This is a genomic window from Microvirga splendida (genome assembly GCF_016427565.1).
Lineage (GTDB): Bacteria > Pseudomonadota > Alphaproteobacteria > Rhizobiales > Beijerinckiaceae > Microvirga > Microvirga splendida.
In genome coordinates this window covers 208,439-231,859 of sequence record NZ_JAELXT010000006.1, presented here as the reverse complement: position 1 = coordinate 231,859, position 23,421 = coordinate 208,439, and the positions used below count along the sequence as shown (strand labels likewise).

The 23,421-nt window shown below is 64.5% G+C and carries 21 protein-coding genes and 1 tRNA gene; 6 read left to right on the top strand and 16 right to left on the bottom strand.

The window, feature by feature from the left end; all coding sequences use genetic code 11:
* The first annotated feature begins 318 nt into the window (after positions 1-318).
* Positions 319-1,053: a Crp/Fnr family transcriptional regulator gene (locus JAO75_RS08955; RefSeq protein ID WP_199048437.1), complete on the top strand. Its 735-nt coding sequence runs from the start codon at positions 319-321 to the stop codon at positions 1,051-1,053.
* Here JAO75_RS08955 and JAO75_RS08950 read toward each other — a convergent pair.
* Complete coding sequence (locus tag JAO75_RS08950) at positions 1,050-1,316, bottom strand: DUF6894 family protein (protein WP_199048435.1); 267 nt, start codon at positions 1,314-1,316, stop codon at positions 1,050-1,052. The two genes, JAO75_RS08955 and JAO75_RS08950, sit on opposite strands and share 4 nt — an antisense overlap.
* 618 nt (positions 1,317-1,934) lie before the next feature.
* Here JAO75_RS08950 and JAO75_RS08945 point away from each other — a divergent pair.
* Positions 1,935-3,044 (top strand): DUF3616 domain-containing protein, encoded by a 1,110-nt coding sequence (locus tag JAO75_RS08945; RefSeq protein WP_199048433.1) that lies wholly within the window; start codon positions 1,935-1,937, stop codon positions 3,042-3,044.
* A 78-nt stretch (positions 3,045-3,122) separates the two neighbouring features.
* On the opposite strand, the gene JAO75_RS08940 is transcribed toward JAO75_RS08945, so the two are convergent.
* From JAO75_RS08940 to coaD, 7 genes are all read right to left on the bottom strand, one after another.
* Positions 3,123-3,198: transfer RNA gene (locus JAO75_RS08940), tRNA-Lys, on the bottom strand.
* 110 nt (positions 3,199-3,308) lie between these two features.
* Positions 3,309-4,490: a tRNA guanosine(34) transglycosylase Tgt gene (gene tgt / locus JAO75_RS08935; RefSeq protein ID WP_199048431.1), complete on the bottom strand. Its 1,182-nt coding sequence runs from the start codon at positions 4,488-4,490 to the stop codon at positions 3,309-3,311.
* Positions 4,491-4,613: 123 nt separating this feature from the next.
* Positions 4,614-5,690 (bottom strand): tRNA preQ1(34) S-adenosylmethionine ribosyltransferase-isomerase QueA, encoded by a 1,077-nt coding sequence (gene queA / locus JAO75_RS08930; RefSeq protein ID WP_199048429.1) that lies wholly within the window; start codon positions 5,688-5,690, stop codon positions 4,614-4,616.
* A 123-nt stretch (positions 5,691-5,813) separates the two neighbouring features.
* Positions 5,814-6,281, bottom strand: a complete 468-nt coding sequence (locus JAO75_RS08925; protein ID WP_199048427.1) for a peptidylprolyl isomerase — start codon at positions 6,279-6,281, stop codon at positions 5,814-5,816.
* A 40-nt stretch (positions 6,282-6,321) separates the two neighbouring features.
* On the bottom strand, positions 6,322-6,831 hold the full coding sequence (locus JAO75_RS08920) for a hypothetical protein (RefSeq protein WP_199048425.1): 510 nt from the start codon (positions 6,829-6,831) through the stop codon (positions 6,322-6,324).
* Entirely contained in the window at positions 6,831-7,379 is a 549-nt protein-coding gene (locus JAO75_RS08915; RefSeq protein ID WP_199048424.1) for a peptidylprolyl isomerase, read from the bottom strand. The genes JAO75_RS08920 and JAO75_RS08915 overlap by 1 nt, the downstream gene beginning before the upstream one ends.
* A gap of 31 nt (positions 7,380-7,410) precedes the next feature.
* Positions 7,411-7,911, bottom strand: a complete 501-nt coding sequence (gene coaD / locus JAO75_RS08910; protein ID WP_199048422.1) for a pantetheine-phosphate adenylyltransferase — start codon at positions 7,909-7,911, stop codon at positions 7,411-7,413.
* A gap of 278 nt (positions 7,912-8,189) precedes the next feature.
* Here coaD and JAO75_RS08905 point away from each other — a divergent pair, with 278 nt between their 5' ends.
* Positions 8,190-8,735 carry a hypothetical protein gene (locus JAO75_RS08905; RefSeq protein WP_199048421.1) on the top strand — a complete coding sequence of 182 codons (546 nt, stop codon included), beginning with the start codon at positions 8,190-8,192 and terminating at the stop codon, positions 8,733-8,735.
* 93 nt (positions 8,736-8,828) lie between these two features.
* On the opposite strand, the gene gyrA is transcribed toward JAO75_RS08905, so the two are convergent.
* Both gyrA and JAO75_RS08895 read right to left on the bottom strand, forming a co-directional pair.
* The gene (gene gyrA / locus JAO75_RS08900) at positions 8,829-11,510 is read right to left on the bottom strand and encodes a DNA gyrase subunit A (RefSeq protein ID WP_246742429.1); all 2,682 of its coding nucleotides are present in this window, start codon (positions 11,508-11,510) and stop codon (positions 8,829-8,831) included.
* Positions 11,511-13,095: 1,585 nt separating this feature from the next.
* The gene (locus JAO75_RS08895; RefSeq protein ID WP_199048419.1) at positions 13,096-13,950 is read right to left on the bottom strand and encodes a PP2C family serine/threonine-protein phosphatase; all 855 of its coding nucleotides are present in this window, start codon (positions 13,948-13,950) and stop codon (positions 13,096-13,098) included.
* A 69-nt stretch (positions 13,951-14,019) separates the two neighbouring features.
* On the opposite strand from JAO75_RS08895, the gene JAO75_RS08890 reads away from it, so the two are divergent.
* Positions 14,020-14,658, top strand: coding sequence for a MarC family protein (locus JAO75_RS08890; protein WP_199048418.1), 639 nt, complete (start codon positions 14,020-14,022; stop codon positions 14,656-14,658).
* A 9-nt stretch (positions 14,659-14,667) separates the two neighbouring features.
* On the opposite strand, the gene JAO75_RS08885 is transcribed toward JAO75_RS08890, so the two are convergent.
* From JAO75_RS08885 to JAO75_RS08875, 3 genes are read right to left on the bottom strand one after another with little or no spacing between them, the layout of a single operon-like run.
* Positions 14,668-15,177, bottom strand: coding sequence for an RNA pyrophosphohydrolase (locus JAO75_RS08885; RefSeq protein WP_199048417.1), 510 nt, complete (start codon positions 15,175-15,177; stop codon positions 14,668-14,670).
* Positions 15,174-15,635: a GNAT family N-acetyltransferase gene (locus tag JAO75_RS08880; RefSeq protein ID WP_199048416.1), complete on the bottom strand. Its 462-nt coding sequence runs from the start codon at positions 15,633-15,635 to the stop codon at positions 15,174-15,176. Before JAO75_RS08880 ends, JAO75_RS08885 begins: the two co-directional genes overlap by 4 nt.
* A gap of 5 nt (positions 15,636-15,640) precedes the next feature.
* Entirely contained in the window at positions 15,641-16,759 is a 1,119-nt protein-coding gene (locus tag JAO75_RS08875; RefSeq protein WP_199048414.1) for a M20 family metallopeptidase, read from the bottom strand.
* Between the two features lie 196 nt (positions 16,760-16,955).
* Between JAO75_RS08875 and JAO75_RS08870 the strand changes: the two genes are divergently transcribed.
* Positions 16,956-18,386 carry a calcium-binding protein gene (locus JAO75_RS08870; RefSeq protein ID WP_199048412.1) on the top strand — a complete coding sequence of 477 codons (1,431 nt, stop codon included), beginning with the start codon at positions 16,956-16,958 and terminating at the stop codon, positions 18,384-18,386.
* A 224-nt stretch (positions 18,387-18,610) separates the two neighbouring features.
* On the opposite strand, the gene JAO75_RS08865 is transcribed toward JAO75_RS08870, so the two are convergent.
* Together JAO75_RS08865 and ssb are read right to left on the bottom strand one after the other, a co-directional pair.
* Positions 18,611-18,838, bottom strand: coding sequence for a DUF6894 family protein (locus tag JAO75_RS08865; RefSeq protein ID WP_199048410.1), 228 nt, complete (start codon positions 18,836-18,838; stop codon positions 18,611-18,613).
* A gap of 211 nt (positions 18,839-19,049) precedes the next feature.
* Positions 19,050-19,580 (bottom strand): single-stranded DNA-binding protein, encoded by a 531-nt coding sequence (gene ssb, locus JAO75_RS08860; RefSeq protein WP_199048408.1) that lies wholly within the window; start codon positions 19,578-19,580, stop codon positions 19,050-19,052.
* Between the two features lie 223 nt (positions 19,581-19,803).
* Here ssb and JAO75_RS08855 point away from each other — a divergent pair, with 223 nt between their 5' ends.
* The gene (locus tag JAO75_RS08855; RefSeq protein ID WP_199048406.1) at positions 19,804-21,135 is read left to right on the top strand and encodes a calcium-binding protein; all 1,332 of its coding nucleotides are present in this window, start codon (positions 19,804-19,806) and stop codon (positions 21,133-21,135) included.
* A 230-nt stretch (positions 21,136-21,365) separates the two neighbouring features.
* On the opposite strand, the gene JAO75_RS08850 is transcribed toward JAO75_RS08855, so the two are convergent.
* Entirely contained in the window at positions 21,366-23,390 is a 2,025-nt protein-coding gene (locus JAO75_RS08850) for a PD40 domain-containing protein (RefSeq protein ID WP_199048404.1), read from the bottom strand.
* Between the last annotated feature and the right edge of the window lie 31 nt (positions 23,391-23,421).

The window sequence follows — 23,421 nt, the reverse complement described above, 5'->3', positions numbered from 1 at the left end:
GAACTCGCAAAGCGCCAGCTGCAAGGCTACGCCTTCGTGCCGGGGTGAGTTCGGGCGGAGTCGGCAAACACTGAACGCGTGTCGGCTTCCATTATGAGCGCGCGCAGGCAGACCAAAGCATCTCTGCCGGGAAGTGCCTGTTTGAGACCTTCCAAGCGTTGAAGCTGTCGCATGCTATATCCGTCAATGGCTTCCGACGAAAATTTCGGATAAGGCCGCTCTTGGAAGGCAGTCACAGTCGAGACTGCCATTTCTTCGACCGCTTGGCAGGCAAAGCGGCTTCTCCTACCTTGTTTCATAGGTTCAGGAGACTTCCCGATGATGAACTTGCTCACCCGCAAGCTGGAGGCCTTCGGACCTCTGCCGGATGCGGACAGGCTCCTCCTGGACGAGGTCGTCCGCCCGGTCCGGGCGGTCGGGCCCCGGGTGGATCTGATCCGCGAAGGTGAGGCACCGAGCGACGTTATCCTGATCCTGGAGGGCTTTGCCTGCCGCTATAAGATCCTCCCGCCCGGCCGACGCCAGATCATGGCCTATCTGGTGCCGGGCGACTTCTGCGACCTGCATGTCTTCATCCTCAAGGCCATGGATCATACTATCGCTACGCTATCCCCCTGCACCGTGGTGAAGATCCCGCGAGCCCAGATCCTGGCGCTGATGGATCGGCCAGCCATCGCCCGCGCGTTCTGGTGGGTGGCGCTGGTGGACGAGGCCACCGTGCGCGAATGGCTGGTCAACGTCGGTGCCCGAAAGGCCGAGCTGCGGCTTGCTCACCTCCTGTGCGAGTTGCTGTTGCGGCTTGAAACGGTCGGTATGACAGATGGTGATACGTATGAGTTGCCCATCACCCAGGCCGAGCTGGCCGATACGGTGGGTCTGACGCCCGTGCATGTGAACCGGGTGCTCCAGCGTCTGCGCAGGGACGGGCTGATCACGCTCAAGGGCAAGCACCTTGTCATCCTGGACATCGCGAGGCTGAAAGCGTTCAGCGGCTTCAATCCCAACTACCTGCACCTCACCCATCAGAACGGCATCTCGGAACAGAGCCTTTAAGGAGCGTCCAAGTCGGGGGACGGATCGGGCAAAGCCGGGTGCTCCTCGGCCGAGAAGCGGAGAGTGAACAGAATCCGGCCTTGCTCGTCGGTCACCTCCAGCTTCCACTCGGCGCCGTTCCAGAACTCGGCACCCATGTCGCGCAGGACTTCACCGCTGGTGCGGATCGCCTGATCTTGGGCGGTATAGATGTCGGGCAGTTCGGCGCCCTCGGCATCACGGTCCGAGTAGCCATCGATCAAGTGGAAGAAGTAGCGGGGCATGGGGCGCTCCTCTGCCTTACGGGCGGGAGCACATCGGATCTCTCAGTCGGCAACAGCCCGTATGCGGGCTACCGATGGCTCTTATATGGGCTCTCCGAGCTCCAATTGCGAGCGGATCTGTCCGTGGGAGCATCGTTCGCAGACTGATCTTTCCGAAGTTTCAGCGGCCTAGCTCGATCTGGATCAAGGACCGCCTGCTGGAACCGGCTTATGTACACTGACGTACCAAGTGTCTGAGCCGGGATTCCGTCGCGCATCTCCTTTCGGATGCGCCCTCCTGCTGATGGAGGCATCCATGCGCCCGACCCTTCTTTCGCTCGTTCTCGCCGGATCGATCCTTGCTTGCATCGTCATATGGGCGGCTGCGGTTGCGAATATTCTCGACACGTCCACGGTCTGCTCAAGGATCAGTTCTGACACGGAATGCCAGGCTCTCCGATAACGAGGCGCTAGGGAAATGCAGCGCCACGCAACGGTCCGCTCAGGATCAGGCTCGGAAGTCCGCACCTCTTTCAGAATGTCCGCTTGGGCGCAATAAGCTGACAGAAGGCCCGAACGAGTGGGCTGGTTTGCAATCTGGAGCGTTGTTGCTTCAGCACCCACGCACCAGGAGCCGTCGTGTCGGACAACAGCCTCGCAGAAACCATCGCCCAGGTTCCCCTCACCTTCTCCGACTGGAAGCCGATCCAGCATTTAGAGGATCCGCTTCGCAAGGATCTCTCGGCCGTCACCCGGATTGGGGACTGCCTCTTTCTCGCCTGTGATGAGACCGCCAGTGTCGAGCGCCTCCGCCGCTTGGACGACGGCAGCTTCGGGGACCATCGGCATTTCGCCCTGGACGCGCTGGTCGACCTGCCTGCCGGGGCCGATGGTGAGATGGATATCGAGGGCCTTTGTGCTCAAGACGGCTTTCTCTGGATCGTCGGGTCCCACTCGCGCAAGCGCTCCAAGCCCGAGCGGGATGAGAACGACCCCACCGAGGCCCTCGAGGAGATGGAGGAGATCGAGCGCGAGCCCAACCGCTACTTCCTTGGGCGCATCCCGCTGGTGGAGGAGGCGCCAGGGCTCTTCACTCCAGCCGAGGCAGATGGCGATCGACAGGCGGCCTGGCTCAAGCTGGGCAAGAAGCGCAGCGCCCTCGAGCGGTGGCTGGCGGATGACCCGCACCTCGGGGCCTTCCTGAGCATCCCGTCGAAGGAGAACGGCTTTGACATCGAGGGAATAGCCGCGCGCGGAAATCGGGTCTGGCTCGGGCTGCGTGGCCCTGTGCTGCGCGGCCATGCCGTGGTTCTCGATCTGGAGCTGAAGCAGAAAGGCAAAGACCGGCTGAAGGGGCGCCGGATCGATGGGGAGCGGCGCTATCGCAAGCACCTGCTCGACACGCGAGGCTTAGGCATCCGCGACATGCGGTTTGCGGGCGATGATCTTCTGCTGCTGGTGGGGCCGACCATGTCCCTGGAAGGGCCGGCCTTTGTCCTGCGGTGGCGGGACGCGGCGCATGATGACAGCTCCGGCGTCATCGCTCCCAAGCGCATCGAGACGATGGCCGAACTGCCGTACCAGCTGCATGCGGATCATCCGGAGGGGATCGAGCTCTGGCCCGAGGCGGGCGCGGGTGCCCTGCTGATCATCTACGATGCCCCGGCCCCGGAGCGGACCGACCCTAAGACGTTCACCGTCAGGGCCGACGTGATCGGCCCAGGCCGAGCAAACTCGGATCAAAGCTGAGTGCCGTGCTCGGCTGCTTATGGGCCACCTGGAAGGAAACGGCTCAAAGGGCAGATGCCGGTAACCCTTTGATATTGTTGGTGAGCGCGCTGGGACTCGAACCCAGGACCCTCTGATTAAAAGTCAGATGCTCTACCGGCTGAGCTACGCGCTCCCAGGGTCGAGCCCGAGATAGGGGGTATCTCGCCTCAGGTCAATCGAAAAGCCCCGTCCGGGATCCACAATCCCGGGCTGTACCCGGACAATTCCGGAATGGTCTCAGGCTCAGCCTTCCGACACCATGGCCGTGTTGTCGGCGTGCTGCCCGGCCTCCGCCTTGCCGTCCCGCTCGCCCCTGGCCCAGCCTTCCTTGACCTCGCCGATATAGCTTTCCAGGCGGCCTTCCCCGATGGCCTTGCGCAGGCCGGCCATGAGCTCCTGATAGTAGGCCAGGTTGTTCCAGGTCAGCAGCATCATGCCCAGGATCTCGTTGGAGCGCACGAGATGGTGGAGATAGGCGCGGGAATAGGTGTTGGTAGCCGTGCACTTCGATTCCGGATCGAGGGGGCTCGTGTCCTCGGCGAAACGGGCGTTGCGCAGGTTCATGCGCCCGTGGCGGGTGAAGACCTGGCCGTGACGGCCGGCCCGGGTGGGCATGACGCAGTCGAACATGTCAACGCCCCGGCGCACCGCCTCCACGATATCGTCCGGGGTGCCGACGCCCATGAGGTAGCGGGGCTTGGCGCCCGGCATGTGCGGCTCGACCGTCTCGATCATCCGCAGCATCACCTCCTGGGGCTCGCCCACGGCAAGGCCGCCGATGGCATAGCCCTTGAGATCCAAGCCTGCGAGTTCCCGGGCGCTCTCGATGCGCAGCCGCTCCACCGCGCCGCCCTGGACGATGCCGAACATGGCCTTGCCGGGCTGCTCGCCGAAAGCGACGCGGCAGCGCTCCGCCCAGCGCAGGGACAGGCGCATGGCCTTCTCCGCCGTCTCGTCGGAACAGGGCAGCTTCACGCATTCGTCGAGTTGCATCTGGATATCGGAGCCGAGCAGGCCCTGGATCTCGATGGAGCGCTCCGGGGTCAGCACATGGGTCGAGCCGTCGATATGGGACTGGAAGGTGACGCCGGTCTCGTCGATCTTGCGCAGGGCCGACAGGGACATGACCTGGAAGCCGCCGGAATCGGTGAGGATCGGATAGGGCCAGTTCATGAAGTGGTGCAGCCCGCCGAGCCGCGCCACCCGCTCGGCGCCGGGGCGGAGCATGAGGTGATAGGTGTTGCCGAGCACCACGTCGGCGCCCAGCGCCTTCACCTGGTCGGGATACATGGCCTTCACGGTCGCGGCCGTTCCGACGGGCATGAAAGCCGGCGTGCGGATGACGCCGCGGGGCATCCGGATCTCCCCGGTGCGCGCCGTCCCGTCGGTCTTGCTGACGTTGAAGGTGAAGGTCTCGGTGGTCATTCAGAAACTCTCTGTGTCATTCCCGGCCGAAGCGCAGCGGAGGGGAAGGGAATCCATAACCGCTACGGAACATCAATGGATCCCCTTCCCGGTCCTGCGGACCGCCGGGGATGACATGGAGCATCAACGCCGAAACAGCAAACTCGCATCGCCATAGGAGTAGAAGCGATACCCGGCTTCAACAGCATGGGCATAGGCCGCTCTCATGCAATCCAGCCCCGCGAAAGCAGAAACCAGCATGAAAAGGGTCGAGCGCGGCAGGTGGAAATTGGTCATCAGCACGTCCACCGCCTTGAAGCGGTAGCCGGGGGTGATGAAGATCGACGTATCGCCGGAAAAAGGCGCAATGGTCCCGTCCTCCCGGGCCGCGCTCTCGAGAAGCCGGAGGGACGTGGTGCCGACCGCCACGATCCGCCCTCCCCTGGCTCTCGCCTCGTTGAGGGCCCGTGCCGTCTCCTCGGAAACCGAGCCCCATTCCGCATGCATCCGGTGCTCGGCGGTGTCCTCCGCCTTCACCGGCAGGAAAGTGCCGGCGCCCACATGGAGCGTGACGAAGTGGCGGGCGATGCCGCGTTCGTCGAGACGGCGGAAGAGATCGTCGGTGAAATGCAGGCCAGCCGTGGGCGCCGCAACGGCCCCTTCGTCCTTGGCATAGACGGTCTGGTAGTCCTGCAAGTCCTTGTCGTCGGTCGGGCGCTTGCCGGCGATGTAGGGCGGCAACGGCAGTTCCCCGAGCCGCGCGATGGCCTCGTCGAGATAGGCTCCGGCCAGGGAGAAGCGCAGCCTCACCTCGCCGCCCTCGCCCTTCTCCTCCACCTCGGCATCGAGCCGCACGAGTTCGCAGGCGGTGCTCTCGGATGCCTCACCGAAGCGGATGCGGTCACCGACGTTCAGCTTCTTGGCCGGCCGTGCGAAGGCGCGCCAGCAATCGGCGCCCTCGCGCTTGTGCAGCATGATCTCGACACGCGCGGCGGTCTCCTCGCGCACCCGCAGGCCGTAGAGGCGGGACGGGATGACCTTGGTGTTGTTGAGCACCAGCACGTCGCCGGGCTGAAGCAGATCCGGCAGGTCACGGACGATGCGTTCTTCAAGCCCGGCTTCCGGCCGGACCACGAGCATGCGCGCAGCATCGCGCGGCTCCACGGGGCGGAGCGCGATGCTGGTCTCAGGCAGCTCGAAATCGAACAGGTCGACGCGCATGAAATCTTCTAGGTGTCATCCCGGACGCCGAAGGCAATCCGGGATCGCGTGACGAGAGTAACGCTCTATTCTGCAAGCGATCCCGGGTTCCGCGATGCGGCCCCGAGATGACGCCTGATCGTTTTACGCCGCGTCCGCCGCGACCTTCATGGAGACGATGCGGTCGGGATCGCGCACGGGCTCGCCGCGCTTGATCTTGTCCACATTGTCCATGCCTTCGGTCACCTTGCCCCAGACGGTGTATTGCTTGTCGAGGAAGCGGGCATCGTCGAAGCAGATGAAGAACTGCGAGTTGGCGGAATGCGGGGCATTCGTGCGTGCCATGGAGCAGGTGCCGCGCACATGCGGCTCGGCGTTGAACTCGGCCTTCAGGTCCGGCAGGTCGGAGCCGCCGGTGCCGGTGCCGGTCGGGTCGCCGGTCTGGGCCATGAAGCCGTCGATGACCCGGTGGAAGACCACGCCGTCATAGAAGCCCTTGCGGGCGAGCGTCTTGATGCGTTCCACGTGACCGGGAGCCAGATCGGGGCGCAGCTCGATGACCACGCGGCCCTTGGTGGTCTCCATGATGATGGTGTTCTCGGGATCTGCCATCGGGGTCTCCTGTGCTGGCTGAAAAGGATAGTCTGCCCGCTCACATAGGCTGGGCATCGACGAAACGGAAGGAGAAGATGCGCCCGGCGATGGCGCGTCCGAAACTTTCCGTGAACGGAAGCGGCGTGCAGCGCTCGAACGCCTCACGCACGGCGCGGGTGAAGGGCTCGCGCTGCTCTCCCTGGGTTCCCGCCTTGTAGTAGGTGATGCGAGGCTGGCCCAGGACCTCGCCGCTGCGCTTGAAGCTGAGGCGAAGGGTGATCTCCTGGCCCGAATAGCCGCTGCCGGCAGGCGGGCGCCAGCAGGACTGGATGGCCTGGAACACCTGGGCGATCCGGTCGACGCGCTCGACGCGCTGGGCATCGGGACGCGGGCGTATCGTGCTTCTGAGCCCCTCGGGCAATGGGAGCGGCGGCTGGCGGGGCTGACCCCACTCGTCCGGGTCGAGGGCCGGCGAGCGGACCTGCGCCGCAGCCGGTGGGAGCGCCAGCCCTCCGAGCAGGAGCGCGGCCAGGATAAGCCGCGCCCCAGATATTCGCCCGTGCCGCATCACTTCGCGTCGGCGGCGAGCTGCATCTTCACGATCTTGTCGGGGTTCGACACCATGCCGTTGGCAGCCTGATTGCCCTTCTTGATCTTGTCGACCACGTCCATGCCGGACACGACTTCACCGAAGAGCGTGTACTGGCCGGTGAGCGGGCCGCAGCCCTCGTAGCAGATGAAGAACTGGCTGTTGGCCGAATCCGGGCTCTGGGACCGGGCCATGCCGACCGAGCCGCGCTTGAACTGGGTCTTGGTGAACTCGGCCGGGATGTTGGGCAGGTCGGACTTGCCGGTGCCGGTGCCGGTCGGATCGCCGGTCTGGGCCATGAAGCCGTCGATCACCCGGTGGAAGACCACGCCGTCGTAAAAGCCGCGCTTCGTCAGGGCCTTGATCTGCTCCACATGCTTGGGGGCGAGATCCGGGCGCAGGCGGATGGTGACGCGACCGTCCTTGGTGTCGAGGAAGACGGTGTTCTGCGGGTCAGCGGCCTGCTGGGCGGCGGCGGGAACGAGGCCGGCGAGCACGAGCGCTCCGGCTGCAAGCAAAAGCTTCATGGGTGGGTATCTCCCTGTGGATGGTAAAACCTTATGGCCGCCTGAATTTGGCCTTCAGGCGCTCGGCGACAAGCCCCGGCACGAAAGCCGAGACATCGCCGCCCATCCCGGCGATCTGCCGCACAAGCGTGGCGGTGATGGGGCGCACGGCAGGCGAAGCCGGGAAGAAGAGGGTCTGGACCTCCGGCGCCATGGTGGCGTTCATGGACGCCATCTGGATCTCGTAGTCGAAATCCGTGCCGTCGCGCAGGCCGCGCACGATCAGCGTGGCGCCGTGCCGGCGGGCGGCGTCCACGGCGAGGTCATTGAACGTCACCACGTCCAGCGCCACGCCCCGCGTCTGCAGCATCGGCCCGCAGACCCCGCGCAGCATGTCGGCCCGCTCATCCGCCGAAAAGATCGGAGCCTTGGAGGAATGGACGCCGATGGCCACTACGATCCTGTCCGCCACGCTGCAGGCCTGGCGCAGGACGTCCAGATGGCCGTTGGTGACGGGGTCGAAGCTGCCGGTATAGAGGGCGGTGCGTGTCATAAGGCCAAGGCGTAGCCGGATTGGGGCCGCCCGGCAAGCCGTGCGTTGGCGCACGGCGGGCTGGACAGCGGCGTGGAATACTCCAACTAACCTAAAGTCAAGGTTTCAGGAACGCCGCCATGATTGTCCGCCTCTGCATCGTCTTTGCCACCGCCATCGCCGTGCTGAGCCCGGCCGCGTTCGCGAGCTTGGCTGTCCAAAGCTTCTAAGACTAGCCTCAGCGAGACTCGCCAGCGCACTCGCTTCCCTATAACTTAGTTACAAATAGGGGAGCTGCGATGCTGAAGTTTCTGCGTATGTCCGTCCTCGGCGGCTGCATTCTCGCCGTCCTGCTTGTGGCAGCGGTTCTCCCCGCCCAGGCGCAGCCCGTCCGCAGCGCGATCTCTCCTGCCCTATCGGTGGCGGAGATCGAAGGTTTCTCCTTTCCAAAGACTCTCGGCAATTTCACTCGCCAGTCGAAGGTGGACTATAAGACGCCGGGACTGGGCTTCAGCGTGACCTATCTGGCCCCCGGTGGCGCCTGGGCCGACATCTATGTTTACGACAAGCAGCTCAAGCTGCCGACCGGTCCCGCGCTGCCACAGGCCAAGCGGGAATTGGATGTGGCGATCAGCGATGTCGGCAGCGCCTTGAAAAGCGGCGCCTACCAGGATGCCGAGCTTCTCGACAGCTCCACATTCGGCTCCTTTGCCATGGCCCACATGAAAATCACGCAGCGCGGGACGGAGCGTGATTCCTACATCTTTGTCACCCTCCACAAAGGCATGTTCGTGAAAATCCGGGTGACGGCAGATGCCGGCGCAGGTGCGCGCCGGATGGCATAGGGCTTGGCGGCGGACTACGGGCGTATTCTCGATAAACGATAAAAAGAAAGGGCGCCGAATGCGCCCTTCCCGTTTGAAACTTAGATAAATTACTTATTCCTCGCCGCCCTCGGTCGCAGCATCGTCGAGACCTTCGACGTCTTCGGCGTCCTCGCCCTCGATGTGCTCCACCGAGACCACCTTCTCCTTGTCGCGGGTGGAGAAGACGGTGACGCCTTGCGAGTTGCGGCCGACGACGCGGATGCCGTCCACCGGCACGCGGATCAGCTGACCGCCGTCGGTGACGAGCATGATCTGGTCCGAGCCCTCGACCGGGAACGAGGCCACCAGCTTGCCGTTCCGGCTGTTCACCGCCATGGCCGTGATGCCTTTGCCGCCGCGGCCGGTGATGCGGTACTCGTAGGAGAGCGTCCGCTTGCCGTAGCCCTTCTCGGACAGGGTCAGGATGCACTGCTCCTGCGCACTCATCTCGGCATAGCGCTCCTGCGAGAGCGAGACGTTCTCGGCCGAAGCCTCCTCCGCCTCGTCAGCCGCATCGGCATCCGAGCCCATCTGCTCGCCGGTGACCGCGCGGCGCATCTTGAGATAGGCCGCCCGCTCCTCGCCAGTCGCTTCCACGTGGCGCAGGATCGCCATGGAGATGATGTCGTCGCCCTCGGCCAGGTTGATGCCGCGCACGCCCATGGAATCGCGGCCCTTGAAGACGCGCACGTCCGTGACCGGGAAGCGGATGCACTGCCCCTTGGCCGTGGTGAGCAGCACGTCGTCGTTCTCCGAGCAGATCTGCACGTCGACGATATGCTCGCCCTCACCCAGCTTCATGGCGATCTTGCCGCCGCGATTGACCTGGACGAAGTCCGACAGCTTGTTGCGGCGAACCGTGCCGCGCGACGTGGCGAACATCACGTCGAGCTTGTCCCAGGACGCCTCGTCCTCGGGCAGCGGCATGATGGTGGTGATGCGCTCGCCCTGCTTGATGGGCAGCATGTTCACCAGGGCCTTGCCCTTGGCGTTGGGAGCCGCCAGCGGCAGACGCCACACCTTCTCCTTGTAGGCCTGACCCTCGGACGAGAAGAAGATCACCGGCGTGTGGGTGTTGGCCACGAACAGGCGGGTGACGAAATCCTCGTCGCGCGTCGTCATGGCCGAGCGGCCCTTGCCGCCGCGGCGCTGCGCCCGGTAGGTCGAGAGCGGCACGCGCTTGATGTAGCCGGCATGGGACACGGTGACGACCATGTCCTCGCGGGCGATCAGGTCCTCGTCGTCGAGGTCCGATTCCCAATCCACGATCTGCGTCTTGCGCGGGGTCGCGAAGGTGTTGCGGACTTCCGTCAGCTCGCCCTTGATGATGCCCATGATCCGCTCGCGCGAGCGCAGGATCTCGAGGTAGTCCGAGATCTCGGCCGCGAGCTTCGACAGTTCGTCGCCGATCTCGTCCCGGCCGAGTGCGGTGAGGCGCTGCAGGCGCAGGTCGAGAATCGCGCGGGCCTGGGTCTCGGAGAGACGATAGGTGCCGTCGTCGTTGATCTTGTGGCGCGGATCGTCCACGAGCGCGATCAGCGGCGCGATGTCGTGCGCCGGCCAGTCACGGCCCATGAGGGACTCGCGGGCGGCGTTCGGATCCGGCGCCGTGCGGATGAGGCGGATGACCTCGTCGATATTGGCCACCGCGATGGCAAGGCCGCACAGCACGTGGGCGCGCTCACGGGCCTTGTTGAGCAGGAACTTGGTGCGACGCGACACGACCTCCTCGCGGAAGTCGACGAAAGCCTGGATCAGGTCCTTCAACGTCATCAGCTCGGGACGGCCGCCGTTAAGCGCCACCATGTTGCAGCCGAAGCTCGTCTGCAGCGGCGTGTAGCGATAGAGCTGGTTGAGCACCACGTCGGCCATGGCGTCGCGCTTGATCTCGACCACGATGCGCATGCCGTCGCGGTCGGATTCGTCGCGCAGGTCCGCGATGCCTTCGATCTTCTTCTCGCGCACGAGCTCGGCGATCTTCTCGATCAGCGAGGCCTTGTTCACCTGATAGGGAATCTCGGTGAAGATGATCGCCTCGCGGTCCTTGCGGACCTCCTCGATCTCGGACTTCGCCCGCATGATCACGGAGCCGCGGCCCGTCGTGTAGGCAGAGCGCGCGCCGGAGCGGCCGAGGATCAGCGCGCCGGTCGGAAAGTCCGGACCGGGAATGATCTCGATCAGCTCTTCCGCCGAGATGCCGGGATTGTCGATAAGCGCCAGGCAGCCGTCGATCACTTCCCCTAAGTTGTGGGGAGGCATGTTGGTGGCCATGCCGACCGCGATGCCGCCGGCGCCGTTGACGAGCAGGTTCGGGAAGCGCGCCGGCAGAACCGACGGCTCGTCCTTGGACTCGTCGTAGTTGGGGGTGAAATCGACCGTGTCTTTGTCGATGTCGTCGAGCAGCGGCATCGCCGCCTTGGCGAGGCGGGACTCGGTGTAGCGCATGGCCGCCGGCGGGTCGCCGTCCACGGAGCCGAAATTGCCCTGCCCGTCCACGAGCATGAGGCGCAGCGAGAAATCCTGCGCCATGCGCACCAAGGCGTCGTAGATCGCGCTGTCGCCGTGCGGGTGGTACTGACCCATCACGTCGCCGACGATGCGGGCGGACTTCACGTATTTCTTGTCGGGCGTATAGCCGTTCTCGTGCATCGAGTAGAGGATGCGCCGATGCACGGGCTTGAGGCCGTCGCGCGCATCGGGCAGAGCGCGGCTCACGATCACGCTCATGGCGTAATCGAGATAGGAGCGCTTCATCTCGTCGACGATGGAAATCAGCTTGATGTCGCTGGCCGGCTGGTCCCCGCCGGGGCCGCCGGAGCGGATATCGTTCGGATCGGTCAAGGTTGGTCTTTCTTAAAACGGTCTGCCCTTTCGCGAGAGGCGGCTTTTTTCGTGCCGCTTCGTCAAGCCATCCGGCAGGCCCGCGAATCCAATTGAAATCAGGCTCTTACATGGGGGAGAACGCCGCCTTTTTCAAGCGTTTTGACGGGTTTTCCAGAGGCAACGGGAGAGCCGAAATTCTTTTACGTTTCAGCAACTTATTGCGGGGTCGAGCGTGACCTGGGGAAGCTTTGGACGCGCGGCACTTTCGCCGGGCCGGCCGGATGGGAAGGCAGCGGCGGAGGCATACCCTCTAATTCCTTGTCCGGATTAGGCTTTTTCACCTCCGTCATCCCGGACGCCGAAAGCGACCCGGGATCGCGCGCAGAATGAGGCGCTCGACCCTCCGCAGTGTCATCCCCGCTCAGGTGGGGATCCAAAACCACAGCATTTCAGGAAAGGACGATCGGCGTCGCGCTTCTTTCGGGGCCGTCAGCGGTTCTGGATCCCGGGCTCGGCTGCGCCGCCCCGGGATGACAGTGCTGGAGTGGTATGCCCGATCCCGGATCTGCGCTGCGCTTCGTCGGGAATGACCCGCCGCTCGTCATCACCGGCCTTGTGCCGGTGATCCCTGTCGGTGAGGCGCGGCGCCTGAGAGGATCGGGATGGCCGGCACAGGGCCGGCCATGACGCGGGTGGGTCGAGGACGACGCCTGTGTCAAAGAGCCAGCACCTTGTGGCCCGCAGCTTGCGCTGCGAGCCTGAAGGTCAGTCGAGGGTGGCGTGCTGGGCAGCCCGGCTCGCTATGTGATGGTGAATGGAAGAGCCAGACTGCTCGTCACGCGCGGTTTGTTTCAGCGGACCTGGTCGGAGCCAGGATCGGCCACCCGCGATCACAGGCGTGCGAGACCTGCGGCGGGACCGCTTCCCACCCCACCTCTGCGACGCCTCGCGAGCGCGCCCCTCGAAGGGCGGGAATGCACAACGATATAGCAGAGCTTGCAGTAGCTGTCAAGAACAAAGTGAGAACATTGCTCCTGCCGCCCCGGTGTCATTCCCGGAAGGACGCGTCAGCGGAGGGGAAGGGAATCCACTCACACGCACACCGCCATGGATCCCCTTCCCGGTCCTGCAGACCGCCGGGGATGACACCGGAGAATCCCCTCTCCCGGGCGGGAGAGGGGCAGGGGTGAGGGCGTGCGGCCTCACCAGCCAAGCGCCGTCGTCTCCGCTGCAGCGCGTCACGCGCAGCATCTTCTCCGGCACCGGACTTCCCTCACCCCAGCCCTCTCCCACACGGGAGAGGGAGACGTGCCATGCTGGTTCCAGGCTCCGCCAGGTCGAGGCACCCCATCAACGCCTCATCCTGCACCCGATCCCGGATCGCCGCTGCGCTGCGTCCGGGATGACGGCGGAGGGGAAGGGAAGCTACGATCAGGTACCGAGCTATGGATCCCCTTCCCGGCCTGCGGCCGCCGAGGATGACAACCCCATCATGGCCGAACATCCGCGAGGAAGCTCAAGCCCTCAGCAAAATTGCCGTCGTGTCGTCGCTCAGCTTGAAGCGCGGATAAAGCCTCCCGTCGGGATCGCGCTCCGTCTCGATCTCGCGCGCCAGCCTCGCCAGGGGTTCGAGGCCGGAGGTCAGGGCCGCTTCCATCAGCGCGGCGGCATCCAGGGCGCGGTAGAGATCGACCAGGGCCGAGAAGCCGTCGGAGGCCAGCAGGATCGCCGTGCCGTCCTCGCACGGCGCCGTCTCGTGCCGCAGCCTCTCAGTAGCGTCCGGGTTGAGGCTCAGGAGGGCCGCCGGGATGCCGCTTTTGCGCTTGCGCTCGCGGCGCTCCCCGAGCCAGGCGAGGAAGACGGGCTCGTCGAGGATGGCCGTGGGCCTGGAGCCTGCCTGCCCCATCAGCTCCGCCGCCTTGGCGGACTCGAAGTCGCGCAGGCCGGGCGCATCGCCCAGGACCTGCACCGTGCCGTCGGGGTGGCGGAGATAGGCCGTGGTGTCGCCGAAGGTCCAGGCATCGAGCACGCTGCCCCTGCGGCGCACGAGGGTCATGGCCCCGAGGGGCCAGGTGACGAAATCCTCATGCCGCTCCACGGGCGCGACGGCCCGGTAGGCCGTGCGGGCCTCCTCCATGACGCGGCGCAGGAGGGTGGCGCCGTCCTGCGCCTGGGGCGCGAGGTCGGAGAGCCGCTCGTCCGCGAAGGCCGCGAGCCAGGCGGCATCGCTGGCCTTGTGCATGACGGGGGCGGTGCCGGGGAAGATCGAGGTGTCGATCACCCAGGCCCAGGCTCCGCACGCGCCGCAGATGTCCTCGTTGGGCTTGTCCGGATGCCCCGGCCAGCTGATCCGATCCAAAACCGTGAACATCGTTGCCCCGCCCCTCGCCAAACGCCGCCGGGGACGCCATAACGCAAAGCTTGCGATAAGGTCCAGCCGATGCTCTTCGACTACATCTCCGCCGCCCTCGTGACGCTGCTCGTCACCCTCGACCCGCCGGCGCTCGCGCCCATGTTCATCTCCCTGACCCGGGGCATGAACGCCGAGGAACGCCGGCGCGTGGCGCTGAGGGCCGCAATCATCGCATTCAGCATCCTGGCCTTCTTCGGCCTCGGCGGCGAGCTTCTGCTGCGGCTTCTCGGCGTCGGCATTCCCGCCTTCCGCATCTCGGGCGGCCTGCTGCTGTTCTGGATCGCCTTCGAGATGGTGTTCGAGCGCCGCAACGAGCGCAAGCAGCACACCGCCGACATCGCCATCACCGAGGACCATATCCGCAACGTGGCGGCCTTCCCCCTGGCCATTCCGCTCATGGCCGGTCCGGGCGCGATCACCGCGACGATCCTGCTCGCCGGCCGGGCGGACGGCAACCCGGTCTATCTCGGCTTCCTCATCGCCCTCATCGCCCTCGGCGTCGCCAGCTGCTTTGCCGTCTTCATGGCGGCCGAGCGCGTCTCGCGCATGCTCGGCGTGACCGGCAACATCGTGCTCAGCCGCCTGCTGGGCGTGATCCTGGCAGGATTGGCCGTGCAGTTCATCATCAACGGCGTGCTGGCGCTCGTGCAGCCGGCGGCGCTCTAGCCGTTTGCCTCAGACGCCCGCATAAGCCCGGAACTCGCGGGCGACGTGCTCATAGACGGCGCGCTTGAAGGGCACCACCAGTTCCGGCACGCGCTCGAGGCGCTCCCAGCGCCATGCGCTGAATTCCGGCACCATGCCGCCCCTGATCCCCGCGACATCGATTTCCCCGTCCTCGCCCGTGAAGCGGAACGCCACCCAGCGCTGGCGCTGGCCGCGAAAGGGCGACAGCCGGTGCGGCGGCCCGGCATAGGGCGGAAAATCGTAGCTCACCCAGTCGGAGGTTGCCCCGAGCAGTACGGCGCTCGTGACGCTCGTCTCCTCCCACAGCTCGCGCCGGGCCGTCGTCAGAAGGTCTTCCCCGCCGTCGATCCCACCCTGCGGCATCTGCCACTCATGTCCAGGCAGGACGATCTCGGGGCCGTCGTCGCCCAGGCGCCGGGCCATCAGAACCAGGCCGTCCCGGCTGAAGAGCGCAATGCCCACATTGGGGCGGTAGCGAGCCTCACGCTCGGGGTTCATGCCGAGCCGCCCGCATCTCGGGTCAGAACGAACATCCCATCGCTGAGCGTCTCCAGCACCGACCAGCCCAGGCCCTCATAGAACGACCGCCGGTGCGGCCCGGCCAGAAGGTAGACGCGCCCTGCCCCGGCCCCGAAGGCGAATTCCGCAGCGCGGGCGATCAGGGCCGCGCCGATCCCTTGCCCGCGATGGTCCGGCTCCACCCAAACGGCTGCAATCCAGGGCGTGTATTGCGGCCTCGTCTCCTCGTCGCAGGCGATCAGGGACGCCGTGCCGAGAAAGATATCGCCGTCATGGGCGACGAAACAGCTGGGGACCGGCCCCTCACCCAGGCTCTCCTGCACGAGGCCGGTGAGAAGGCTCAAGGGGTGCCCCTTGTCCTTCCAGAAGGCGCGCCAGACGCGATCCGCGACCGGCTCGGCAAAGTCCGGCCGGTTGCGCAGGTCGCTGATCGCCATGGGGCTCAGCGCAGGGTCTCCAGCAGGCGCGTCATCAGCTTCTGGCGCGGCGCGATGGAGGAGACGAGGCCGTATTCCTGGAGCGTGTGCGCCCCGTCGCCGTCGATGCCGAGGCCGTCGAGAGTCGGGATGCCGAGCGCCGCCGTGAAGTTGCCGTCCGAGCCGCCGCCGACGCGGGGCGCGGAGACGAGGTCGAAGCCGATCTCGGCCGCAAGCGACTTGGCATGGTCGAAGAGTTTGGCAGTCGCCTCGCTCCGCTCATAGGGCGGTCGGTTCATGCCGCCCGTGATATTGACCTTGAAGTCCGGATTGTCGGGCCGGAGGCCCAGGATCGCCGCCGTCACGGCCTCCCCGTCGGCCACGGTCTCAACCCGCAGGTCAACCGGGAAGCGGCAATGCTGCGGAATGGTGTTCATCGCCGTGCCGCCGGACACCATGCCGACCGTCGTGGTGATGCCGCGCGCATAATCCGTCATGGCCTCGATGGCGAGAATCTGGCGCGCCGCCTCGTAGACGGCGTTGCGGCCTTCCTTGTGGCGCGACCCCGCATGAGCGGGCCGGCCTTCCACATGCACGTCGAAGCGCCCCACCCCCTTGCGGGCGGTGACGATCTGGCCGCCGTCGCGGGCGGGTTCGGTCACGAGGGCATAGGCCGAGCGGCGGCCGAGATCCTCGATGATGGGCCGGGTGATCGGCGAGCCGATCTCCTCGTCGGGCGTCACCAGGAAGGTGACAGGCCGCGCCGCCGTGCCCCGGCGGGCCACGTCCTTGAAGGCCTCGAGGCAGAACCAGGCGCCGCCTTTCATGTCGTAGATGCCGGGTCCGTAGAGCCGGTCGCCCTCGACCCGCAGGGGCAGGTCGTGCTCGATGGTGCCGATGGGGTGGACCGTGTCGAGATGCGACATCACCAGGATGCCGGGCTCGCCCGTCCGAGGCCCGGCCCGCAGCACCAGCACGTCGCCCAGGCCGTCCGTGCCGGGGATGCGCTCCACCGCCACCGGGGCGTCCTGCATCTGCGCGACCACCAGATCCATCATCAGGTTGACGCCGGCCCGGTCGGAGGTCGGGCTCTCGGTGCGGATCCAGGTGAAAAGCGTATCGAGGGATGGGGAGGAGCGGCTCATGACGTTCTCGTACCGGGGGATCGTATCCACTGGCTAAGCATCCCTGACCGGAAACTTCAAGCCTGCTTGATCGCTGATGCCGGCCACAGGATTGGGAACGTATGTCCATATGACGCATCCATGCCGTATGGATACCTTGTAACGGTATAATTAGGTAGGCTCTCCAGCGAAGCAGCAGGAATCAGGTGCAATAAGAATGGCTCGCAAAGTCGGTTCATTGGGCAGAAATTTTCTCGAAGGCAGCAGCACTTCGGACAGCATCTACGGCGACAGCAGCGGCACCCGCAGCTCGCGCACTGCCGGAGGAGACTCGATCCACGGCTACAGCGGAGCCGACTACCTTTACGGCGATGCGCGGACATTCAGGGGAACGGCGCGCGGCGGCGCCGATACCATATGGGCCGGGGCCGATCGCGACAGCGTCTATGGCGATGCCTACACGATGAGCTACTCCTCCGCCGGCGGATCGGACAGGATCTGGGGCGAAGCCGGCTACGACATTCTCTATGGCGATGCGCGCACCATGTCGGGCGCGGCACGGGGCGGCGCCGACAGGGTGTACGGCGGCTCCGACAACGACATGCTTTTCGGCGATTCCTATGCGATGTCGGGAACCGCCTCCGGGGGCGCGGACAAGCTCTACGGCGAGGGCGACAACGACTCCCTCTACGGCGACAGCCACTCCATGACCGGCGCCGCGAGGGGCGGCGGCGATCTGTTGTCCGGCGGCCACGACAATGACCGTCTCTTCGGTGACAGCTACAGCCTGCGAAGCCGGGCGAAGGGCGGCGCCGACACACTGAACGGCGACGGCGGGCAGGACACCCTCTACGGGGACGCGCACTCCCTTGTCCACTCGGCGACCGGCGGGGCCGACATCCTCAATGGCGGCAGCTCAGACGATGCCCTCCACGGCGACGGCTATACTCTGCGCAACTCCGCCATCGGCGGAGGCGACACGCTCTCTGGCAGCAGCGGCCATGACCGTCTCTACGGCGATGCCTATGCCCTGTACGATTCCGCAGCGGGCGGCGCAGACTACCTCTCGGGCGGGAGCGGCAACAATCTCCTGTACGGCGATGCCTACACCATGGCGGGCTTCTCGGCCGGCGGGAACGACTCGCTCTACGGAAGCTCAGGCAAGGACACGCTCTATGGGGATGCCGTGTCCCTGAACGACCAGAGCCGTGGCGGGCACGATTACCTGAACGGCAGCTCGGGCAACGACATTCTCTACGGAGACGCGCAGGTCACGAGCGCCAGCGCCGGCTATGGCAACGACAGCCTGTACGGCGGCTCCGGCAACGACCGCCTGGTAGGCGATTCCTCCTATGGCGGCACCGGGGCGGATTACCTCAACGGCGGCAGCGGCAACGACACCATGGACGGCGGCGGCGGACGCGATCTCTTCGCCTTCGACCTCTCGTCCGGGCGTGACACGATCCAGTATTTCCAACCGGGAGAGGACCAGATCGACCTGCGCGCCTGGCGCATCGGCTCCTTCGAGGCGCTGAACATCGCGCAAAGAACGGATTACTCGGTCGTCTTTCTTTCCGGCACGAGCCACTACATCAGGCTCGAGAAAATCCTGAAGACGCAGCTCTCAGCCGCCGATTTCGTTCTGTAAGGATTTCCGCTCGCCAGAGGCGCCTTCGTATTCGGTCCGCCGCACATTCTTGCGGCAGACCCGCCTCTCCGAAGGATGTCTGCCTGAAAAGCCGGCTTCTGCCGGGCCTTCATGACTGCCTCAAGATCGGGAACGCGCCGGGCAGCGGCGCGGCCGCCCCCGCCAGTCTGGTCGGCCGGCGAGATAGGCACCTGTCGTCACCAGTATTTCAAAAAGCCGGAACGTCAATGCTGCGCCGCGTCCAGAGGAATTGAGAACAGAACTCGGCCCGAGGCGTCGGCGACTTCCAGTTGCCATCCGCGCCAGTCGACATCGTCCGCCTCGCCTTCCTCGCGCAGTTCCTGGATCGCCTTGATGGCCTGATAATGGGCTGCTTCCAGATCCGAGACTTCAATGCCCGTCTCATCGAGGATCCGTTCATGCAGATGCACAAGGTGAAAGAAGCAATGCACTCAGAAGCAGCCTTGGAAATTTCGTCAACCGCCGGATTCATGCCACTCCGGAGGCTGTTCCTAAAGGAGCAGCTTCCGTGCATTGACGCAAGGTAAGTTTTCCGTTTTGCCGGAAACCCGGATGGAACCTGAACGCCTCGCAGAGGGGAAGAGGCTCTGGCCGGCAGCCTCTCCCAAGATTCAAGCGGCAAGTCTCTGGAAGGGCAAGATCCTAGAACGGGATGTCGTCGTCGAGATCGTTGTAGCGGGAGCCCCCGCCTCCAGCGCTGCTGCCCCCACCCATGGACGGCGCCGGGCGCCGGTCCTGGGAAGACGAGCGCCCTCCGAAGTCGCCGCCTCTGGCGATCTGGCCCTGCTCCTCGTCGCTGTACTCGGAGGCGCCACCGCCGCCGCGGCTGTCCAGGATCGTCAGCTCACCGCGGAACCGCTGCAGCACCACCTCGGTCGAGTACTTCTCCACGCCCTGCTGGTCGGTCCACTTGCGGGTCTGCAGCTGGCCCTCCAGGTACACCTTGGAACCCTTCTTCAGGTACTGCTCGGCCACACGGGCCAGGTTCTCGTTGAAGATCACCACCGAGTGCCACTCGGTCTTCTCCTTGCGCTCGCCCGTGGCCTTGTCCTTCCAGGTCTCGGAGGTGGCAATCCGCAGGTTCACCACCGGATCCCCGCTGCCCAGACGGCGGACCTCCGGGTCGCGACCCAGATTGCCCACCAAGATTACCTTGTTCACGCTGCCCGCCATCGGAGCCACTCCTCATGTCATTGGGCTGTTCTGGGGCCGAAGGGGACCGAGGGCAACCCGGGCACGAGGTTCTGCACAGGCCTGTCCCCAATTTACAGGCTCGGCAACCATCCTTCCATCGGAAAGACCATCCTTCGCATACCCTGAAAACCTCCGAGCGATGCAAGCAACAGTTGTTTTTAACGTGATAACGTGTCAAAATTCCTAGGGTCAGGAGGACAGAATGACAACTTATCGCATCACCACGAAGAAAAAGGCGCTGAAGGGAAGCACGAAGGACGACTTCTTCTTCGGCTCAAAGTTCAAGGACATCTTCGACGGCCGCGCTGGCGACGATTACATCTTTGGGGCCGACAGCATTGACAACCTGACCGGAGGCGACGGCGACGACACTATCTTGGGCGGCCTCGGGTCCGATAAGGGGCTCGGTGGTCTCGGCAGGGACAACCTCTTTGGTGGGCTCGGCAACGACAGGCTCTACGGCGGCGATGGCAGAGACTTCCTCAACGGCGACGAAGGCAACGACAGCCTTTATGGCGACGCCGGCAGGGACAACCTCTTTGGGGCAGAGGGGAATGACAAGCTCTACGGCGGCAACGATGACGACCAGCTGGTTGGAGGCGAGGGCAAAGACCGCCTCGACGGCGGCAAGGGCGATGACGACCTATACGGCGGGGCCGGCAACGACTATCTGTCCGGCGGTGACGGCGACGACTATCTTAACGGCTCCGACCCGATCCCCAGCACGGACCCCGCAAATCCAGTCCTGCCGAGCAAGGACAAGCTCCTAGGCGGCAATGGCAACGATAGGGTCACGGTTGACGGTGGAGACAACGCCCTGGGCGGCAAGGGCGTAGACACGCTTGTTCTCCAAGCCTATGGGATTTCGTTCGAAAATACGGTGTACTCCCTTAACTTCGCGAAGGTCACGGGCAAATCTGCCGCCAGTATCGGATACCTCGACATCAAGGCCGGGCAGTTCGAGAAGGTCGACGTTAGAGTCTATAAGATGGATGTCGGCAGTGTTGTCACGGGTACGAAGGGCAACGATGTTATCGAGGGCAGAGGCAAGTCCGGCATGATCAACGGCGGATCGGGCAATGACGACCTTTCTGCATATGCATCTAACGCCGACAATCCGGCCAATGGGATCGTCGTCAACGGCGGTGCGGGCGATGACACCCTAAGCGGCGACGGCGACGTGACCCTCGTTGGCGGCAAAGGCGCCGACCGATTTACCCTGAAGGATCGAGAAGAATGCACGATTGCAGACTTCTCGAGCAAGGACTTCTTCATGATAAACGCCTACAGCTTCACGTCTTGGGATCCCATCCTGAAAAAGGACGTGCCCCTCGCCTTCGATCGGGCCAATCTGCTCGTCGTCGGAGCGGACCCGAAAGCCACCTCGACCCTGGCGCAGTTCCTCTACGACACGGACGACGGTAAGCTCTATTACGACCGCGATGGGGTTGGGACGGAATACGATCTCGATCTCGTCACGACCCTGGCCAACAAGGCTGCCCTCAAGGCCTCCGATTTCGTTTTTGTGATCTGAGGCGACTTCCCATCAGTCAAAGGCCCGCCACCCGGTGGGCCTTTTCTTTTTGGGATCGCCATTTGCGGTTCCGTTTGCTCGCCACATCTCTTCTGCCTGAGTTTGCCATCTCTGGACCATGTGCCCAACGCTTCTGCCGGAAGGGCTAAGCTCTGGGAATCCTCATGGTTGAAACAAGCAGGGCGGAGTTCCTCTGAACCCCGCCCTGCTGAACATCGATTGAACTCAAGTCAAACGACGAAGAAGTCGTGCCAATAGAGCTTCGTCTTGTTGGTGATGGTGGCGATCTTCACCTGGGCTTTTGAGCCGGTGCCGTCCTGGTCGTAGTAGAGCGCGCCCGTCTTCTTGTCGTAGACGATCCGGTCCTCGGCATCCTTGGCCTTCTTGCCCTCGGTGAACATGTCCGACTTGAACTTCTTGCCCTTGGACGAGCCGGAGCCCAGCTTGGTGAAGTACTTGTTCTCCAAGTGGAAGCTGTCGTCCCGCGACTTGAAGTCGTAGATCTTGTCGACATTGGAGCGCTTGTTCGGCCGGGTGTCGAACACGAACACGTCACGGCCATAGCCACCCTTGAGGCTGTCGTTGCCCCAGCCACCCCATAGGATGTCTTTTCCGGAGTGGCCGTCGATCCGGTCGCTGCCGTTCCGGCCGATGATCCGGTTTCCCCACATGTCTCCGTCAAGCCGGTCCGATCCATGGCCGCCGGTGAGTGTGTCGGCCATCGCGGCATTACGCATCATCTGCCCGGACGCGAGATCGATCGTGTAAGGCACTGACCACGAGCGGCCATCTTCCACAACGGTCGCGACTGCATTCTTAGCTCCGCTGTCTGCGAAGACATGACTGAAACTGGCGCTGCCGCCCGAGGGTGAAATGGTGTCGATTGTGCCGTCGCCCCAGTCGATGCTGACGCTGGACGCAGCGCCGGTGCCGAGACGCAGCTCCACGAAGCGGCCCGCCATGACTGCCGGCGCGTGCTTCATGAGTGTCGCGTCGATGAGAAACGTGTCGTACATCCCATTGGTATCACCGGACACCAGGTTGCTCGCCCAGCTGCCGACGAGAGCATACCGTCCGTCGGGACTGACATCGATTCCATAGCCAGTGTGGCCATCCGCGGGCAGGCCTTCCGGAGAGGTCGACAGGCGAATGACTTCGCCCGTCAGGAGGTCCTTCCGAAACAGATTGTAGACTGTCCCGTTGGAGCCGCCCGGCACCACGTCGTTCGCGGTGCTCGCAAAGAACAGATATCGACCGTCATGACTGAGGCGCGGCTCCTCGCTCCAACCATGCACTTCAGCCCCGGTGCTGCTCGTCGACAGCCGAACGATCCTTCCGGTTGCCAGATCCTTCTGAAACAAGTCGTAGTCGCCGTTGGTGTCGCCGGAGACGAGATTGCCCGCGCTGCTGGTGAACACCACGGAGCGGCCATCGGCGCTGAAACGGGCCTGATAGCTGTAGCCGTTGCCTTCGGCGCCGCTGCCATCCGTGGAAATGCGGCGGATCTCGCCGGTCAGGATGTCTTTGAGGAAGACATCGACATTTCCGTTATGATCGTCCGACACGAGGTTCGATGCGCCGCTCTCGAAGAGCACATAGCGCCCGTCCGGACTGATCTGCGCGAACCGGCTCACGCCATTTCCGCCCTGCCCGTCCTTGCTCGTGGACAGACGGGCAACTGCGCCTGTGAACAGATCTTTGACAAAGATGTCGTGCGCATCGTTGGTGTCGCCGGGCACGAGATCGGGCGCATCGCTCTCGAACACCACGTAGCGCCCGTCCGGGCTGATCGCCGCTTGGCCACTATCGCCGCTGACCTGCCGTCTGTTCCCGTCGGTTGAAATCAGTGTCACTCTGCCCGTAACGAGATCCTTCAGGAAGACATCGGCCTTTCCGTTGACATCGCCGGCAACCAGGTTATCCGCCCGGCTCGTGAACACTGCATAGCGCCCATCGGCGCTGAAGCGGGCGCTGAAGCTATCGCCGTTTCCCACTTCCCCGGCAGCGTTGGTCGAAACCCGCACGACCTCGCCCGTGAACAGATCCTTTCGGAAGATATCCCAATCGAACGGTCCATCCTCGCCAACCAGATTGGTCGCCCGGCTTTCGAAAAATACATACCGGCCGTCGGCACTGAGGGCTGATGCCCCGCTCCTCTCATCGGCCTGGGCCCCGTCCCCTGTCACCGAGACGCGCTGGATGATGGATTCGGTCGCTGGGCGGCTGAAGAATTGGATGGTCAGTGTCAGGGTCATGGATCACCGGGGTGAAATTGGCACCATAACG